Genomic DNA, 17,641 nt, shown 5'->3' on the forward strand with positions numbered 1-17,641 from the left:
TACCTGCTCCTGCTCCTGCTCCTGCTCCCGCTGCCACTTGCCCTGTCTCGGTGACCGCGTTCGGCAGACTCTCAGCCGGCGACATCGAAGCCCTCCCCCGTCAGCGCCACGAACGCGTCCTCCAGCGAGGCCCGTTCGACCCCGAACCCGCGAACCCGGACGCCTGCCGTGACCAACGCGGCGTTCAGTTCGGCGAGTTCGCGGTCGGGCGGCTCCGCGGTCACCCCTGTGTCGGTCACGACGAGATCGACGACGCCCTGCTCCTTGAGGACCCGCGCGGCGTCCCCCGCGTCCGGGGTGGTCACCACCAGCCGGCCCCGCGCACCCGCCGCGAGGTCGGCCACCGCGCCCTGGGTGATGAGCCGCCCCTGCGCCATCACGGCAGCGTGCGTGCAGACCTGCTCGATCTCGTCGAGGAGGTGCGAGGAGAGGAATACGGTCGTACCGTCGGAGGCCAACTCTCTGACCAGCGAGCGGATTTCGCGCATGCCCTGGGGGTCGAGACCGTTGGTCGGCTCGTCCAGGACGAGCAGTCGGCGGGGCTGGAGCAGCGCGGCCGCGAGGCCGAGCCGCTGCTTCATGCCCAGGGAGTACGCCTTCGCCTTCTTGCCCGCGGCGGCGGTCAGCCCGACCCGGTCGAGGGCGGCCGCGACGCGTGTCCGCCGGGTACGGGGATCGGCGGTCGGATCGGCGGCGTCGTACCGGATGAGGTTGTCCCGCCCGGAGAGGAAGCCGTACAGGGCGGGGCCCTCGATGAGCGCCCCGACGTGCGGGAGCACGGCCCGCGCCGACCGGGGCATGGGCTGCCCCAGCACGCGAGCCGTGCCCGAGGTCGGCTCGATCAGGCCCATCAGCATGCGGATGGTGGTGGTCTTGCCGGAGCCGTTCGGCCCGAGGAAGCCGAAGACGCTGCCCGCCGGAACGGTCAGGTCCAGGCCGTCGACGGCGAGCTGTCCGCCGCGGTAGCGCTTGCTCAGCGCGCGGGTGGCGATCACCGCGTCCTCGGCGGGCACGACGCCGCCCCCGGCCTGGGCCGGATCGGGCTCGACGGCGGACAGCTCCTCCATGGGCTCCCTCGGTTCGCTTTCCTGGGGACCTACTGGGCCGCGTTGGCCGCCTTCACCAGCGCGCCCTTGGTGACGGCACCGGCGTACATCTTGCCGTCGTCCGTGATCAGTGCGTTGACCAGGCGGGTCGAGAAGACCGTGCCCGAGCCGAACTTGCCGGTGACGTGGTCGCCGAGGGAGTTCAGGAAGCCGTCGACGTCGCTGTTGCCGGTCGAACCGGACGCGCCGGACGGCATGCCCTGGCCGCCGGTGTCGAACACGGCGATGGAGTTCCAGCCCTCGCCGATGGTCTTCAGACCGTCGAGACCCTGGCCCAGTCCGTCGTCGCCCTTCGGCAGCCCCTTCTCCGCGCCCTTCGGAAGCCCCTTCAGCCGGCCGTCCTCCGCGCCCTTCAGGTCGCCGCCCTTCGCACCCTTCAGGTCGTCACCCTCGGTGACCTTCGCGCCCTTCGGCGGGGTGAAGGCGAACGTCGACGCGGCAGGCTTGGAGAAGTCGACCCTGGTGAAGCCCGCGTCCACGACGGCCGCGCCGCCGCCGGCCGGGGTCAGCGTGAACTTCAGCGGCAGCCCCGTCCTCGCGTCCACCGCGATGCTGATCGCGCCGACCGTGGAACCGGACTGCTTGGGCTTGATGACCAGCTTGTAGGCGTCGCGGCCTGCGACGTGCGCCGTGCCGTCGACGGTCACGGAGGTCGTGTCGTCCACGGACTTGAGGGCCTCGTCGGCGAAGTCCTTGGGCGTGGCCGGGACATCCCGCGGCGCCTTCCCCTTCGCGTCCCCGGACTCGGCGGACGTGGCGTGGTAGACCTCGTTCGACTTGCTGTCGTACCCCCACACGTCCTTGCCGTTGTGGATGACGCTGTACTCGGCGGCGCTGTCGAGGAGGGAGACCTTGCCCTTGTCCGGGCCGTCGGCGGCGACGCGCAGTGTGTGCGTGCCCGAGGCCAGTTCGAGGAGCTTGGACTGCGGGTCGGCGGAGGAACCCCCGTCGCCCCGGGCGGCGCCCGACGCGAAGCTGCTCTCCAGGCCACCCAGGTTGGGCAGTCCGAGATCGGTGCTGATCTTGACCGTGCCGGACAGCTGCTGGACGTCCGACTTGGCGATCTTCTCGATGAGTTGCTGAGCGGTGACCTTCGGCAGGTCGGGGTCTCCGGAGTCGGCGAGCGCCGGGACGAGCCCGATGGTCGCCGCCGCCACCCCCACCACCGCGACCGGAACGACGTACCGCGCGGCCTTGCGCCGGCCGGCGCTCATGTCGTCGGCCTCCGCGGCCCTCGCGCTGTCGTCGGATTCGTACGGTGCCATGTGTGCCTTACCTCCGTCGTCGGCGGCGGCCCTGCCCTCGTGCCCTGCTCCACCCCTAAGCCGCCATTCTCACCCGAACCGGTGAGGAGTGGTGTTCTCCATCTGACCAAATCGGCCGGATGGAAGCGTCAACCCCCGGGCTCAACTCCGCGTAGTCCTGCGGTATGACGTGAGAGGGCGGCGCCTCCCCGGACCCGTAAGGGTCATGCAGGGAAGGGCGCCGCCCTGGCCGCGCGCCGGGCCGGAGAGTCCTGCCGGACTCCGGCCGGACTCCGGCCGGACTCCCGCCGGAGTTCCGCCCGTCCGGCTTCATGCGCCGCGGAGCGCATCGCTGCGCGCCGCACCGACCGGCCCGGCTCGGCGCCGCACCGGTCGCGGGCCTCAGCGCTGCACGAACACGTAGTCCGCCTGGTAGGGGACGCCCACGATCGTGCCCGGCGAGCAGGAGCCGGCCGGGGCGACGCCGCCCACGGTGTTCAGGCGCAGGATCTCCTGCGTGTCGGCCAGCAGACCGTGGTGCCTGCCCGACTGGGTGGCCCTGAGGTCGAGCTCGGGGATGTTCGTTGCGCCGTTCGGGGTCTTCGCGATCAGCGCGCCGGTGACCGCGCTGCGGTCGGGCGCGACCCACTGCGGGGTACCGGAGTTGGGCTTCACGAACGAGTGGGCGATGTGACCGCCGAGCCGGGCCGCGACATCACGCTGGGCGAAGGCATAGCCACCGCCCTCGGCCGGCTTGCACTCGTAGATCTGCTTGCCCTTGACCACGGACGCCTGGAAGTTGTGGAGGGCGTTCCTGAAGTCGAAGGTGCTCGTGACCTTGTGGAGCTGGCCGCGGACGGCCCCGCCCGGGAACTCGGCGGTGTGCAGGTTGGCGTAGAACGAACCGGGGTCGGTCTTCAGCGCGTCGAGCAGCGCCGCGTCATCGACCTTGACGGTCCCGACGACGCTGTGACCCTTGATCCGGTCGAGCAGCTTGCCGAAGTCGACCTTGACGCCGCCGTTGGTGCCCTTGGCGCCCTGGTGGATGTGGAGCAGGGTGGGCCTGCCGGTACCGCGCCAGGTCACGGCGACGGACACCTTGTCGCCCTTGACCTTGATGAACTCCAGCGCCGCGCCGTCCTTGTCACCGACGGCAGGGCCGCCCTGGACGGGCACTTCACTGGCCCCGCGCAGGCTCGCGGCGAGGATGGTGCCACCGCTGCCGCCCAAGACTCCGTGCTGCGTGACGACGGTCGAGTCGCCGTGCCCGGAGTGGTTCGTCGCGCTGCTCTCGCTGTGGCTCGTGCCGTGGTTCCCGCCGTGACCGCCGTGGTCGGCGGCGACCGCCGGGATGACGGCGGCGGCGACACCGGCCGCGGCGGCCACCGCGACACCGGTCAGGATCAGGCTCTTGCGACGCGTCGTGAACGTGGCGTTCGATCCCATGATTCTGTTTTCTCCCCGTAACTCGGCTGACGCCCCCTGCGTCAGCTTCTGTGCATGAGTACGGACCTGATCCGATCCTGGACTCAATCCAAGAGTGTGACGCCGGTCACATCACTCAGAGCCCAACAAATCCGGCGGCGATTCGAGTGAAAACCGCCACGAATCCGTACTTACGGGTGGCAACGATCGGGATCACCCAGTACTCCAGGGACCCGCGGATCGAGGGATCGAGGGATCGCCATGCTCACCATCAGGCATGTCACGGGATACGCCGCCACGGGCGCCGCCGTCCTGGCACTCACGCTCTCCGGATGCGGAGGCGGAAGCGGAGGGGGGAGCGGAGGGGACGGCAGCAGCAGCGGGGGCGGTTCCGCGACGAGCAGCGGCTCCACGGGGCCGGCGACGGCGACGCTGACCACCGCCGAGGTCGGAAAGCTGGGCACGGTCGTGACCGACAGCAAGGGGTACGTCCTGTACCGCTTCGACGCGGACTCGGCGAACCCGACCAGGGTCAGCTGTTACGACACCTGTGCCAAGGTGTGGCCGCCGGCCACGACCCAGGGCGGCGTGACCACGAACGGCATCGACAAGAGCCTGGTCTCCACGGTGAAGCGCACCGACGGCAGCACCCAGCTGACCCTCGCCGGCTGGCCCCTCTACCGCTACGCCAAGGACGACGAGCCGAAGGAGGCCTACGGCCAGGGAGTGGACGGAACGTGGTTCGCCGTGACACCCACCGGAGCGAAGATCACCACACCGGCATCGTCACCGGCACCGACATCCACGAGCACCGGAGGCATCGGAGGGTACTGACAGCCGACCCGGTCGCACGACCCGGCAGTCTCAGCGGACCCGGTCGCACCACCCGGCAGTCTCAGCGGACCCGGTCGCACCACCCGGCCGTCTCAGCGGACCCCGTCGCACCATCCGGCCGTCTCGGCCGACCCGGTGCACCAAACGGCCGCCCCAGCCGACCCACGGTCGCACCACCCGGCCGACCCGGCCGACCCAGTGACCGATCGGCCGTCTCAGCCGGCCCGGTGCACCACGGCGTCCACCAGCTCGACCAGCGCGGCCTTCGCGTCGCACTCGCGCAACGGGGCCAGCGCGGCCCGCGCTTCCTCCGCATAGCGCACGGTGTCCCGGCGCGCCTGCTCCAGCGCGGGATGCTCCCGCAGCCGGGCCAGCGCCTCCGCGTGCCGCGCGTCGTCCGTCAGGTCGGATTCCAGCAGCTCGCACAGCGCGATGTCCTCGGCGAGCCCCAGCCGCTCCGCGCGCTCACGCAGCCGCAGCACCGGCAGCGTGGCGATGCCCTCGCGCAGATCGGTCCCCGGCGTCTTGCCGGACTCGTGCGAATCGGACGCGATGTCGAGGACGTCGTCCGCGAGCTGGAAGGCGACACCCAGCCGCTCGCCGTACTGCGTCAGCACGTCCACGACCGTCTCGTCGGCCCCGGACATCATCGCGCCGAACCGGCACGCGACGGCGACCAGCGACCCGGTCTTGCCGCCGAGCACATCGAGGTAGTGATCGACCGGATCGCGCCCGTCGCGCGGCCCCGCGGTCTCCAGGATCTGTCCGGTCACGAGCCGCTCGAACGCCTCGGCCTGGATCCGGACGGCCTCGGGTCCGAGGTCGGCCAGGATGTAGGAGGCGCGGGCGAAGAGGAAGTCACCGGTGAGGACGGCCACCGAATTGCCCCAGCGCGCGTTGGCGCTGTCCACCCCACGCCGTACCTCCGCCTCGTCCATCACGTCGTCGTGGTACAGCGTGGCGAGATGGGTCAGCTCGACGACGACGGCCGAGGGCACGACACCCGGCGCGTAGGGATCACCGAACTGCGCGGCGAGCATCACGAGCAGCGGCCTGAACCGCTTCCCGCCGGCCCGCACGAGGTGCTGGGCGGCTTCCGTGATGAAGGGGACCTCGCTCTTGGTGGCTTCGAGCAAACCCTCCTCGACGGCCGTCAATCCGGCCTGGACATCGGCTTCGAGAGCCTGGTCCCGCACGCTCAGCCCGAACGGCCCGACGACGGTCACGAGAGGTTCTCCTGTCTGCTGACGATCACATGGCGAACTCGGTCGATCATTCGGTCGATGACACGGTTTGTCGATGTGTCGCTGCCATCACTCAAGTCAGCGTATCCGGTCACGTTTCGATCACCACGAGCGCCCACCGTCCCCCGGCCGACTTCGCTCCGCCAGCAGGTATGCGGGAGTACACCCGGAAGGCACACGGGAAGCACCTGCGTGCCCCAACGACGGATACCCCGACGCGCGGGCGCCACCCGATCACCGGCGGTATGTTCATGATCAGCCGATGTGAGACGGTATTCGGTGAAATGTGACGACATGCCGAGAAGGGCCGGGAAAGGGTGACCGTGTCCCGCAGCTCCGCCGGATCCGCGTCCGGTCCGGCCGGGACGGCCCTCGTCTCCTGGCCGCGCCACACGATGCACCCCGTCCGCCGAGGTGACGCTCATGCACATCCGTACGTCCTTCCCCTACGAGACCACTCACGAGGACGTCCTCGTCCCTCTCCCGGACGGCACCCGTCTGTACGCCCGGATCTGGCGTCCGCTGACCGAGGAGCCCGTGCCGGCGCTCCTGGAGTACCTCCCGTACCGCCTGACCGACTGGACGGCACCGCGCGACCGGCAGCGCCATCCCTGGTACGCCGGCCACGGCTACGCCTCCGTCCGAGTGGACATGCGCGGCCACGGCAACTCGGAGGGTGTGCCGACGGACGAGTACTCCGAGACCGAGCTGGCCGACGGGGTGGAGGTGGTGACATGGCTGGCCGCCCAGCCCTGGTGCACCGGCAGGGTCGGCATGTTCGGGATCTCGTGGGGCGGCTTCAACTCCCTCCAGATCGCGGCCCGCGCTCCCGAGCCGCTCAAGGCGATCGTCACGGTCTGCTCCAGTGACGACCGCTATGACAACGACGTGCACTACGCGGGAGGTTCCGTCCTCGCCGTCGACATGCACGCCCGGGCGGCCGCCATGCTCGCCTTCGCCGCCCGCCCGCCGGACCCGGTGCATGTAGGGGAGGTGATGTGGCGCGACATGTGGGTGAGGCGGCTGGAGGCGGTCGACCCCTTGGTCCACACCTGGCTGGCGCACCAGACCCGGGACGCGTACTGGCGCCACGGCAGCGTCTGCGAGGACTACGGAGCGATCCGCGCGGCGGTCCTCGCGGTCGGCGGCTGGCACGACCCGTACCGCGACACGGTGCTGCGCCTGGTGGAGCACCTCCCGCCGGATCGCGTACGAGGTCTCATCGGCCCCTGGTCGCACCAGTACCCGGACCGCGGCCTGCCGCCCGGACCGGCGATCGGCTTCCTCCAGGAGACGCTGCGCTGGTGGGACCACTGGCTCCGGGACGAGGACACGGACGCGCTCTCCGTCCCCCTCCTGCGCTCGTACGTGATGGACGCGCATCCTCCGGCGACCGTGTACGGAGAGATCCCCGGCCGCTGGGTGGGCGACCCGGCCTGGCCCTCACCCACGGTGAAGCCGATCGCGTACGCCCTCCAGGGCGCCCCGGTGCCGGTGCGGTCCCCGCAGCACACGGGGGTCGACGCGGGCCGCTTCTTCCCCTTCGGCAACGACGCCGACCTGCCGCCGGACCAGCGGGAGGAGGACGCCCGGTCGGCCTGCTTCGAGTTCGAGGTACCGGAGGAGACCTGGGTACTGGGACGCCCACGGGTCAATCTGCGGCTGACGTCCGCGGCACCCAGGGGCCAGGTGATCGCCCGCCTGTGCGACGTGACCCCCGACGGAGCGTCCACGCTCGTCACCCGGGGCGCCCTGAACCTGTCGGCGCGCCGGGGCCGCGACCAGGCGGTTCCCTGGACACCGGGTACCACGGAGAACGTGGTCCTCGACCTGAACGGCATCGGCTACGCGTTCCCGGCGGGCCACCGCATCCGTCTGAGCGTCTCCTCGGCGTACTGGCCCTGGATCTGGCCCCAGCCCGGCTCGGAGGCGGGCTTCACCCTGGACCCTATGGGCAGCACCCTCGAACTCCCCGTACGGACAACGGAGTCGGACCCCTCGATCACCTTCGGGGAACCGGAGGAGTCCGAACCCCTCGGCGTGACCGTCTCCGCGACACTCGACGAACCCCGGCCGGAACGCCTGGTCCTGCGCGACGTGGCCGCGGGCACCTGGCGTCTGGAGGTGGACCCGCGCCACGACGGCACGCGCGTCTACCCCGACGGCCTCGAATGCACGGAGGACGCGCGGGAGACGTACACGATCGACGAATCAGACCCGCTGTCCGCCCGCGCCCGCTCGACCTGGTCGATCCGCCTGCACCGCCCGGACCTGCCCTGGGACGCCCGCGTAGAGACCGTGTCCGCCATCACCTGCGACGCGCAGGACTTCATCACGTCCAATGAGGTCGTCTGCAAGGACGGCGACGAGGTCGTCTTCCACCGGACCTGGGAGAAGAGAACCCCGCGCACAGCCGGCTGAGGGCCTGCGGGGCCACACGGCTTACGGGCCTGCGGGGCCACACGGCTTACGGGCCTACGGGCTTACTGGCTTACGGGCTTACGGGGACGGGAGTTCGCCCTCCGTAGGCCCTTGACGGCCGCGCGTCCCGGCCCCGACGCACCGCAGGGTTCCGACACCCCACCATGCCGCGCGGACCGACGCCGACGTCTCGCCGTACGCCGAACACCGGTGCCACAGACCGCACTTCACCTTGCGCTCGCCCTGACTCGGCCTACGTCCGGCCCGGCTCGGACTGCGCCCGCCCCGACTCGACCGACGGCCGGCCGGCCTGCGCTTCGGCCCGACGGGTGCCGCTCTCCCGACCGGTCCCACGGCGCGGATCTCGCCCCGCGGGAGGTCCGCCCGGCACCGTCCGGGAAGGCGGCACCCCCTGGACAACGGAAGCACAATGCCCGAGTTGCCCGGCATGCCGCCTTAATGACCCTTGGTCTCGTGAATTGAGTCACGCGCGAGCTGGGGTGCCACCTCGCACCGCTTCCCCGCCAACCCATTTGCCAAAGGCAAGTTGAGGATCCAATTCCGGCGCAATCGGACGTTTCACCCTGGCTCCAAACAGGCGAAAGGGATCTTCGGGGCCACATCTGGCCTTGTTCCCGACATGTGCTCTCGCATACGTTCTCGTCGATCCCGGGCGGATCGCCGAATCCTGCCGCCGCCCGGCAACCCACCCACCCACGCACGGCAGGAGCGGGGGAACCACAGGTAAGCCGCCGATCCGGACACCGGACCGGCTAGGGGTGAAGCCGCGCCCATAACGCGGCCGGGCATCTCCCGCCCGAACCCGACAGCTCACCTCGCAGGCGTCGGAGAGGACATTCGTCATGCCCGTACGAGGCAAGCACCGCCGCACGAAGACCAACGTCATCACCCGGGGCATGATCGCCGCCGGAACGGGCGGCATCGCCCTCGCCCTCCCGCTCGTGAGCGCGACCGGCGCCTCCGCGGCGACCCCGGCGCAGGCGCCTCAGCTCACGAAGGCCGCGCACACCGCGGTGGTCCCGAACGTCCAGCTCGTCACCTACAAGGTGGTCGCGGGCGACACCCTCTCCAAGGTGGCGCAGAAGCACCCCGGGAGCGGCGGCTGGAAGAAGCTGTACAAGGCGAACCGCGCGGTCATCGGCGACAACCCCGCCCTGATCCGTCCGGGCCTGAAGCTGACCCTGGGCACGAAGACGCTGAAGTCGACGGCGAAGGCGACCCCGGCCGCCGCCACGTCCAAGGTGGCCACCGCCACCCAGGCCTCCGCCAAGACGTACGCCAACAACCTCGACGGCTGGATCAAGGAATCCCTGGACATCATGGCCAAGTCGGGCATACCGGGCAGCTATGACGGCATCTACCGCAACGTGATGCGCGAGTCCTCCGGCAACCCCCTCGCCATCAACAACTGGGACTCCAACGCCGTCGCGGGCACCCCCTCCAAGGGTCTGCTCCAGGTCATCGACCCCACGTTCCGGGCCTTCCACGTCCCCGGCACTTCGATGGACCCCTACGACCCGGTCGCGAACATCACCGCGGCCTGCAACTACGCGGCCAAGACCTACGGCTCCATCGACAACGTCAACGGCGCCTACTGATCCCACCCGCACCACCACTCGCCGGCGGCGCCTTCTCGGTCCGCCGGCGCGTGCGTTGCCGGCCGAGGCGGCCCGTGGGGCAGGCGCCGTTGGCATCCTCCACCGTGATCGACCGGACAGGCCCTAGAAGCCGAAGAGGCGTTCCAGGACCACCGCGATTCCGTCGTCCTCGTTCGAGAGGGTGACCTCGTCGGCCACCGCCTTCAGTTCCGGATGGGCGTTGGCCATCGCCACGCCGCGGGCGGCCCAGTCGAACATCGGGATGTCATTGGGCATGTCCCCGAAGGCGAGCGTCGCGCACGGGGTGAGTCCGAGGTGCGCCGCGGCGAGGGCGAGACCCGTCGCCTTGGTCACCCCGCATGGCTGGAGTTCGACGGTGCCGGGCCCGGACATGGTGACCGTCGCCAGCGAACCGACCACTCCCCGCGCCGCCGACGCCAACTCGTCGTCGGACAAGGACGGGTGACGGAGCAACACCTTGCTGATCGGCTCCGTCCAGAGGTCGTCCCGCCGCGGCACCCGCACCGCCGGCAGGGTCGGATGCGGCATCACATACCCCGGCTCGATGAGCGTCAGCCCGTCCACGCCGTCCTGGTCCACCGCCGCGTACAGCAGGCCGACCTCCGCCTCGATCTTGCCGAGTGCCGTCTCCGCCAGTTCCCTGTCCAGGGTCACCGACCACAGCATGCGGTCCGCCCCGGCGTCGTACAACTGCGCCCCCTGCCCGCACACCGCCAGCCCCTCGCCGCCGAGTTCGTCGAGGAGCGGTCGCACGCGCGGTGCGGGGCGGCCCGTCACCACGAGGTGCTGGGCACCCGCCTGGGCCACCTTCGCCAACGCGGCCCGTGACCGGTCGGAGAGTGTGTCGTCGCCGCGCAGCAGCGTTCCGTCCAGGTCAGTGGCGATGAGTGAATATGCAGTCGGAGCGGCCATGATCCGAAGAATACGGATCGAACGACTCATCGGCCCGGCGTGAACCGGACGACGTCCGGTATCCCGTCAGCAACGCCGTTCACCGTACGGTGGTAAGCGCGTTACGACCGCTTCGGATCACACAGGGTCCGCTTCCGCCCACACCGACTTTCCCGCACATGACCGACCACAACACCCCAACACCCCAACACCGCCTGGCGACGGGCCGACTTCGCGACGGCGCACCCCAACGGCGACAGACCCCGCGGCGTGAATCGCCGGTCGTCACCGACCAAGTCCGGGGAGAGGCATGCCCTTTGAGCTCTCCGCACCCGCACACCCGGGGCAACGGGCCCGCAGGCCGGCCGGCGCGCCCCGGGTGCCCGAACGGGTCACCGTCTTACGTCACCTCAGCCGTGCGCGGCCACCAGATGCTTGGTCAGCCGCGGCGAGGCGAACTCCGTGCCGCACACGAACCGCATCACCGGCCCGTACGAGGCCGCCGCCGGCAGACCCGTGAAGTACAGCCCGGGCACGGAGGACCGATACCCGGCCCCCAGCTTCGGTGCACCGCGGCTCACCGCGAGCTCCGCGCGGAGTTCGTGCCCGAGGAAGTCCATCGCGGCGAGGTCGACGCGGTAGCCGGTCGCGGCGATGACGTGATCGGCGGAGAGCTCGTCCACCCGGCCGCCATGGGTCCGCACCGTGAGGACCGTGCTCCCGTCGGACGCCGCGGCGCCGACGATCCGCTGGACCTCACGGACCGCGACCTTGCCCTCGAAACGGTCACGGAGCCACCAGGCGCCGAGGGGGCCGAGCACCCGGCGGACCAGGTAGTGCCGGGCCTGGGCGGGCAGATGACGGTAGGGCTGCGGGTAGTAACTCAGCGCCCACAGGGACCAGGCGCGCCCGAACGGCGACTCGGGACGCAGCTTGGGCTGCCGCCACGGCGGCGCACCGAAGTCGACGGCGCCCTTGCCGCGGGACACCACCCGTACCTGCGCGCCGGCCTCCGCCGCGAGCGCCGCCGTCTCCAGAGCGGACTGGCCCGCGCCGACGACTATCAGCTCCTTGCCGGAGAAACGGCTCAGGTCGTGCTGCTGCGAGCTGTGCGAGACCGGGCCGGTCGGCGTGGGCCCGTCGGCCGCCGCACCCGCGAGCTCGGGAGGCAGATGGGCGAGACCGGACAGTCCGGTGGCCACCACCACCGCCCGCGCCGTGAACAACTCCCCCGAGTCCAGCTTGAGTTCGAACCCGCCGGACCGGCCGGCCCCCTCCCGGCCGCCCTTCCGGTCGATCGACACGACCCGCACGCGCTCCAGCTCGGCCACGAGCTTCTGCTGGAACCACTCCCCGTACGCGATGAACGTCTCGACCGGGATGATGTCCTCGTCCGTGACCAGGCGCGGTATCCCCGCCGCGGCGCAGTAGTCGGCGAGCGTGTGTCCGCGCTGCGGGGCGTCGATGCTGGACGCGGCCGGAGTCGATTTGAGAAGCATTCCCTCGGGCATGTGGTCGCGCCAGCTCACCATGGGCTCGCCGAAGACGCGCACCGGGACACCACGCGCCCGCAGATGGGCGGCGGTCGACAGGCCGAACGGGCCCGCGCCGATGACTGCTACCGGATGATTCACGAAGTCCCTCCCCAGGACGTACTACGCCTACTTCGCGGTAGAACTGTTGCTGCTGCCGCGGCGGTTGGTTCGCCACAGCTGATAGAGATGCTTCGCGCCCGGCCGCACGAAGCGCGCCAGCATCGTGAAGAACGGCCGCAGGTCGTCACCCGCGAGCCACGCCAGCTCGGTGCCGCTCGCGCTGGTCGGCGCGTGCGGGGTCGTGTAGCCGCTGCGCCGGTAGGCGAGCAGGGCCGGGAGGTCGATGTTCTCCACGATGTACCGGTGACCGGCCCGCTGTTCCCCGTCCGGAACGCCGCGCCCGGTCAGGTCCAGATGCAGGGCACGGACGACGTCGATCCCCGAGTCGCTCTCGAAGAGCCGGAACTGCGCGCCCATGCGTGGGTTGAAGTCAAGGAGCTTGTACTGGCCGTCGCGGCGGTCGAAACGCAGGTCGAGGTCGATGATTCCGCTGAAGCCGATCTGTTTGATGAAACGCGCGGCGAGGTCGGCGAGTTCCGGATTGTCGACGACATACGCGTTCGCCGTCATCCCCGCGTGCGGCGGCCAGGAGCGGACCTTCACACCCGTGAACATCGCGAGCGGCGCCGAGTCCGCGTCGAAGTACGCGTGCACGATCCAGTCCTCCGCCTCCTCCCTCGGCAGGTATTCCTGCAGGATCACACCGGGCTGCGCGCCCCAGTCCCGGGCGAGGGTGAGCAGCCCCTCGCGGGTCGCGATCCTCGTCGTGCCGTTCACAGCGGGCCGGCTGCGGCGCACGAACGCCTCACGGTTCTTGGCGACGAGGGGGAAGCGGGCCTTCTCGGCGAAGGCCTCTATCTCGTCGTACGACTGCGGAAAAGCCGCCGCGGGGCTGGGGATGCCGTACTCCAGGCACAGTTCGTGCAGTCCCTGCTTACTGGCCAGCCGGCGGGGCAGCTTGGCATCCACACGCGGGAAGAGGAAGCGGTCGGCCAGCTCCTCCTGGTGCTCGGCGATCAGCACGGCGGCCTCTTCGTCCGTCGGGACGAGGACGGTGGGACGGCCGATGCGCCGGCCTATGCGTAACAGCCCCTCGACGAGCTGCTCGGGTTCCTCCGTGCCCGTGGTCGGCCATACGAAGGCGCGCCGCAGATAGCGCGAACTCGCGGCCGGTGTGTAACGGTCCTCGGTGATCGCATACATCGGAATACCGAGTCTGCCCAGACTCCTTATGGCGCCCACGCCGCCGTGGTGCAGCGGGTAGTCACCGAACTTGACGATGAGGCCCGGAACTTCCCGGTCGGCGTCGACCGGCACACTCCGGGAGCTCCTGGCCACGGGTCCCCCCACATGTCCCCCCTACGGACCGGACCCACCCCGTCCGTGTCCCCAAAGGACGCTAAGCCGGAATTGCCACGTCCGACAAGACCAATTCGGACATTGCAAACTCTTTAGGCCCTGCCACAGCACGCTCACTCCCCCGTAACGTGTGCCCCGACCACATGAAACGCGTGGAACGCATGGATCACATGGCGAGTACGAATCCGAAAGCGAGGCACCAACCGATGCCCCCCTTCGATGTCCCCGAGGGCGACCCCTTCGGCCCGCACAACCTGCCGTACGGCGTGTTCTCCCTGGCCGACCCGGCCGGCGCCCCCGAGCGGCGCGTCGGCGTACGGCTCGGCGACCACGTGCTCGACGCGGGCGCCGCGGCCCGGGCACTCGGCTCCCCGTACGCCGGACTGCTGGCGCAGCCGACTCTCAACCCGCTGCTCGCCGCGGGCCGCACCGCCTGGTCGGACGTCCGGCGCGCGCTGACGGCCTGGGTGACCGTCCCGGCCCACCGGGAGACCCTCGCTCCGCATCTCCACCCCCTCTCCGACGTGACGCTGCACCTCCCGTTCACCGTCGCGGACTACGTCGACTTCTACGCCTCCGAGAACCACGCCCGGAACGTCGGCCAGATGTTCCGCCCCGACGCCGCCGACTCCCTCACCCCCAACTGGAAGCACCTGCCCATCGGCTATCACGGCCGCTCCGGCACGATCGTGGTCTCCGGAACGGACGTCGTACGCCCGTCGGGCCAGCGCAAGGCCCCCGCGGACGCCGCCCCTGTCTTCGGCCCCTCGATCCGCCTGGACATCGAGGCGGAGGTCGGCTTCGTGGTCGGCACCCCCTCGGACATGGGCCGCCCGGTGGCTCTGGGCGACTACCGCGACCACGTCTTCGGCCTCTGCCTCCTCAACGACTGGTCGGCGCGCGACATCCAGGCCTGGGAGTACGTCCCCCTGGGCCCCTTCCTCGGCAAGTCCTTCGCCACCTCCGTGTCGGCATGGATCACTCCGCTCGACGCCCTCGACGACGCCCGCGTCGCACCCCCCACCCGCACGCACCCCCTCCTCCCCTACCTCGACGACACCTCCGAGGACCCCGGCGGCTACGACCTCCGCATCTCCGTCGCCATCAACGGCCACGTCGTCTCCGAGCCGCCCTTCTCCACCATGTACTGGACGGCCGCCCAGCAGCTGGCGCACATGACGGTCAACGGCGCCTCCCTGCGCACCGGTGACCTCTACGGCTCCGGAACCGTCAGCGGCGCGTCCGAGGGCGAGCGCGGCTCGCTGCTCGAGCTCACCTGGAACGGGCGCGACGCCCTCGAACTCCCCGACGGCAAGCGCACCTTCCTGGAGGACGGCGACGAGGTCACCCTGACGGCCTGGGCCCCCGGACCGGGCGGGACCCAGGTGGGCCTCGGCGAGGTCCGGGGCCGCATCACGCAGGCCGTCCCCCAGTAAGGACGCGGTCCGCGTCACGGTGGTCGGGTCCCTGACCACCGTGACCCCGCGACAGCGGACTGGGAACCCCAGGGCCACCACGGCGGCGCGGTGCCGCTACTCCCGTCTCCTACTTCCGGTCCCCTGCATCCATCCCCCTACATCCAGTCCTCTGGCTCCGGCTCCTGGTCCAGCTCGGGCCAGTCCGGGTCAGGCCCCTCGCCGGTCGCCGCGGCCGGGGCGGTGGGGGCGGTGGGGGCGGCCGGGGCGGTGGGGGCGGCCGGGGCGGTGGGGGCGGCCGCGGGTGTGCCGCCGCCCAGGGAGGCGAGCACCCCGAGCACGCCCTCCCCGTACGTGGCCAGTTTCTTCTCGCCCACCCCGCTGATGCCGCCCAGATCCTTCACGGAGGTGGGCCACACCATGGCGATCTCCCGCAGCGTGGCGTCGTGGAAGATGACGTACGCCGGCACGCCCTGCTCGCGCGCCTGCTCTCCGCGCCAGGAACGCAGCGCCTCGAACGCGGGGACGAGCTCGGCGGGCAGCTCGGCCGCGGCCGCCTTGGCCTTGCGCTCACCCTTGGGTGCCGACGACCGGGAGGCGGCCGGCTTCGGCGCCTCCTTGCGCAGCGGCACATCGCGCTCGCGCCGGAGCACGGTCCCGCTGGCGTCGGTCAGCACCAGCGTGCCGTACTCGCCCTCGACGGCGATCAGACCCTGGGCCAGCAACTGCCGTACGACACCCCGCCATTCGGACTCGGCCAGGTCCTCGCCGATACCGAAGACGGACAGCTGGTCGTGGTCGAACTGGATCACCTTGGCGGTCCGGCGCCCGAGCAGGATGTCGACGATCTGCCCCGCGCCGAACTTCTGCCCCCGCTCGCGCTGGAGGCGCACCACCGTGGACAGCAGCTTCTGCGCCGCGACCGTGCCGTCCCAGGTCTCCGGGGGCGTCAGACAGGTGTCGCAGTTGCCGCAGGCCGGGGTGTTCGGGTCCTGACCGAAGTACGCCAGCAGCTGGGAGCGCCGGCACTGGGCCGTCTCGCACAGGGCGAGCATCGAGTCCAGGTGGGCGGCGGCCCGGCGCCGGAACGCCTCGTCACCCTCCGAGCCCTGGATCATCTTGCGCTGCTGGACCACGTCCTGAAGGCCGTACGCCATCCAGGCCGTGGACGGCAGTCCGTCACGGCCGGCGCGGCCCGTCTCCTGGTAGTAGCCCTCGACGGACTTCGGCAGGTCGAGGTGGGCGACGAACCGGACGTCCGGCTTGTCGATGCCCATGCCGAAGGCGATCGTGGCGACCACGACCAGGCCCTCTTCCCGCAGGAAGCGCGACTGGTGGGTGGCGCGGGTGCCCGCGTCCAGGCCCGCGTGGTACGGCACCGCCTCGATGCCGTTGCGGGAGAGGAACTCGGCCGTCTTCTCCACCGAGTTGCGCGAGAGGCAGTACACGATGCCCGCGTCGCCCGCGTGCTCTTCGCGCAGGAAGGACAGCAACTGCTTCTTCGGGTCGGCCTTGGGAACGATCCGGTACTGGATGTTGGGGCGGTCGAAGCTCGCCTCGAAGTGGCGGGCCGTGGGCATGCCCAGACGCTGGGTGATCTCCTTGTGCGTCGCGCGCGTGGCCGTGGCCGTCAGCGCGACGCGCGGAACGTCCGGCCAGCGCTCGCCGAGCAGCGAGAGCGCCAGATAGTCGGGGCGGAAGTCGTGGCCCCACTGGGCCACACAGTGCGCCTCGTCGATCGCGAAGACGGAGATCTTCGCGCGGGAGATCAGGTCCAGCGTGGATTCCAGCCGCAGACGCTCCGGGGCGAGGTAGAGCAGGTCGAGCTCTCCGGCCAGGAACTCCGCCTCGACCACACGCCGCTCGTCGAAGTCCTGCGTGGAGTTCATGAACCCGGCGTTCACGCCCAGCGCGCGCAGCGCGTCCACCTGGTCCTGCATGAGCGCGATGAGCGGCGAGACCACGATGCCCGTACCCGGTCTGACCAGGGACGGAATCTGGTAGCAGAGGGATTTGCCGCCACCGGTCGGCATCAGGACAACGGCGTCACCCCCCGCCACCACATGCTCGATGATCGCTTCCTGCTCGCCGCGGAAGGCGTCGTACCCGAAGACCCGGTGGAGGGTGGCCAGTGCCTCGCTCTCGCCCAGCGTCCCCGTCGCGTCCGCTTCGGTCATCACACCCGTCCCGCCCATCGTCCTGTCCCCCGTACGTCGCGCCTCGACCACTGCGTCCACGATAGGGGTCCGCGCCGACAGTCCGAGAGTTGTCCACAGGCTGGGGGCGACCGGCTTCCCTACGCACCGGCGCCCGGACCCGTCTCACTCCCCTGGGCGACGCGCCCCGGCGGGGTTCAACCCGTTGGCCCCGCTTGCATGGCGGCACTTCGTGACCGAGGGGCATGCTGCTCGGGCGGGAGGAGGGGGCCCGCAGCCGACGGACCGGCGCGCTTCCGTACGCCCCTCCG

12 protein-coding genes and 1 riboswitch are annotated in these 17,641 nt (G+C 70.8%); of the genes, 4 read left to right on the forward strand and 8 right to left on the reverse strand.

The annotated features are described in order from the left end of the window. Window positions 1-71: 71 nt before the first annotated feature. From ABZX90_RS27100 to ABZX90_RS27110, 3 genes are all read right to left on the reverse strand, one after another. Window positions 72-1,067 carry an ABC transporter ATP-binding protein gene (locus ABZX90_RS27100; RefSeq protein WP_355208915.1) on the reverse strand — a complete coding sequence of 332 codons (996 nt, stop codon included), beginning with the start codon at window positions 1,065-1,067 and terminating at the stop codon, window positions 72-74. 29 nt (window positions 1,068-1,096) lie between these two features. After that, the gene (locus ABZX90_RS27105) at window positions 1,097-2,371 is read right to left on the reverse strand and encodes a DUF2092 domain-containing protein (RefSeq protein WP_355208918.1); all 1,275 of its coding nucleotides are present in this window, start codon (window positions 2,369-2,371) and stop codon (window positions 1,097-1,099) included. Window positions 2,372-2,752: 381 nt separating this feature from the next. Next, complete coding sequence (locus ABZX90_RS27110) at window positions 2,753-3,796, reverse strand: CHRD domain-containing protein (protein ID WP_355208920.1); 1,044 nt, start codon at window positions 3,794-3,796, stop codon at window positions 2,753-2,755. Window positions 3,797-4,036: 240 nt separating this feature from the next. Between ABZX90_RS27110 and ABZX90_RS27115 the strand changes: the two genes are divergently transcribed. Next, a complete protein-coding gene (locus ABZX90_RS27115; RefSeq protein ID WP_355208923.1) occupies window positions 4,037-4,609 on the forward strand; it encodes a hypothetical protein in 573 nt (190 codons plus the stop codon). Between the two features lie 215 nt (window positions 4,610-4,824). Here the strand turns inward: ABZX90_RS27115 and ABZX90_RS27120 are convergent, their stop codons facing one another. Then, complete coding sequence (locus ABZX90_RS27120) at window positions 4,825-5,835, reverse strand: polyprenyl synthetase family protein (protein WP_351124600.1); 1,011 nt, start codon at window positions 5,833-5,835, stop codon at window positions 4,825-4,827. A gap of 441 nt (window positions 5,836-6,276) precedes the next feature. Here ABZX90_RS27120 and ABZX90_RS27125 point away from each other — a divergent pair, with 441 nt between their 5' ends. Both ABZX90_RS27125 and ABZX90_RS27130 read left to right on the forward strand, forming a co-directional pair. Next, entirely contained in the window at window positions 6,277-8,274 is a 1,998-nt protein-coding gene (locus tag ABZX90_RS27125; protein WP_351124597.1) for a CocE/NonD family hydrolase, read from the forward strand. A gap of 701 nt (window positions 8,275-8,975) precedes the next feature. After that, window positions 8,976-9,134, forward strand: a riboswitch (cyclic di-AMP (ydaO/yuaA leader). A 3-nt stretch (window positions 9,135-9,137) separates the two neighbouring features. Next, complete coding sequence (locus ABZX90_RS27130; RefSeq protein ID WP_351124594.1) at window positions 9,138-9,893, forward strand: LysM peptidoglycan-binding domain-containing protein; 756 nt, start codon at window positions 9,138-9,140, stop codon at window positions 9,891-9,893. 123 nt (window positions 9,894-10,016) lie between these two features. On the opposite strand, the gene ABZX90_RS27135 is transcribed toward ABZX90_RS27130, so the two are convergent. From ABZX90_RS27135 to ABZX90_RS27145, 3 genes are all read right to left on the reverse strand, one after another. Then, window positions 10,017-10,826: an HAD family hydrolase gene (locus tag ABZX90_RS27135; RefSeq protein ID WP_351124591.1), complete on the reverse strand. Its 810-nt coding sequence runs from the start codon at window positions 10,824-10,826 to the stop codon at window positions 10,017-10,019. A gap of 389 nt (window positions 10,827-11,215) precedes the next feature. Next, on the reverse strand, window positions 11,216-12,439 hold the full coding sequence (locus ABZX90_RS27140; RefSeq protein WP_355208928.1) for an FAD-dependent oxidoreductase: 1,224 nt from the start codon (window positions 12,437-12,439) through the stop codon (window positions 11,216-11,218). Window positions 12,440-12,466: 27 nt separating this feature from the next. Next, window positions 12,467-13,717, reverse strand: a complete 1,251-nt coding sequence (locus tag ABZX90_RS27145; protein ID WP_351124585.1) for an ATP-grasp domain-containing protein — start codon at window positions 13,715-13,717, stop codon at window positions 12,467-12,469. A gap of 248 nt (window positions 13,718-13,965) precedes the next feature. Between ABZX90_RS27145 and fahA the strand changes: the two genes are divergently transcribed. Next, window positions 13,966-15,195, forward strand: a complete 1,230-nt coding sequence (fahA, locus tag ABZX90_RS27150; protein ID WP_355208931.1) for a fumarylacetoacetase — start codon at window positions 13,966-13,968, stop codon at window positions 15,193-15,195. Between the two features lie 137 nt (window positions 15,196-15,332). Here the strand turns inward: fahA and recQ are convergent, their stop codons facing one another. Further along, complete coding sequence (gene recQ, locus ABZX90_RS27155) at window positions 15,333-17,369, reverse strand: DNA helicase RecQ (protein ID WP_355209137.1); 2,037 nt, start codon at window positions 17,367-17,369, stop codon at window positions 15,333-15,335. Window positions 17,370-17,641: the final 272 nt, after the last annotated feature.

Source organism: Streptomyces sp. NPDC002935, from assembly GCF_040611295.1.
Lineage (GTDB): Bacteria > Actinomycetota > Actinomycetes > Streptomycetales > Streptomycetaceae > Streptomyces.

What these genes read in the sequence shown, in the direction of transcription:
- ABZX90_RS27100 (WP_355208915.1), bottom strand. Translation starts at nt 1,067, where the DNA reads ATGGAGGAGCTGTCCGCCGTCGAGCCCGATCCGGCCCAGGCCGGGGGC.
- ABZX90_RS27105 (WP_355208918.1), bottom strand. Translation starts at nt 2,371, where the DNA reads ATGGCACCGTACGAATCCGACGACAGCGCGAGGGCCGCGGAGGCCGAC.
- ABZX90_RS27110 (WP_355208920.1), bottom strand. Translation starts at nt 3,796, where the DNA reads ATGGGATCGAACGCCACGTTCACGACGCGTCGCAAGAGCCTGATCCTG.
- ABZX90_RS27115 (WP_355208923.1), top strand. Translation starts at nt 4,037, where the DNA reads ATGCTCACCATCAGGCATGTCACGGGATACGCCGCCACGGGCGCCGCC.
- ABZX90_RS27125 (WP_351124597.1), top strand. Translation starts at nt 6,277, where the DNA reads ATGCACATCCGTACGTCCTTCCCCTACGAGACCACTCACGAGGACGTC.
- ABZX90_RS27130 (WP_351124594.1), top strand. Translation starts at nt 9,138, where the DNA reads ATGCCCGTACGAGGCAAGCACCGCCGCACGAAGACCAACGTCATCACC.
- ABZX90_RS27135 (WP_351124591.1), bottom strand. Translation starts at nt 10,826, where the DNA reads ATGGCCGCTCCGACTGCATATTCACTCATCGCCACTGACCTGGACGGA.
- fahA (WP_355208931.1), top strand. Translation starts at nt 13,966, where the DNA reads ATGCCCCCCTTCGATGTCCCCGAGGGCGACCCCTTCGGCCCGCACAAC.
- recQ (WP_355209137.1), bottom strand. Translation starts at nt 17,369, where the DNA reads ATGGGCGGGACGGGTGTGATGACCGAAGCGGACGCGACGGGGACGCTG.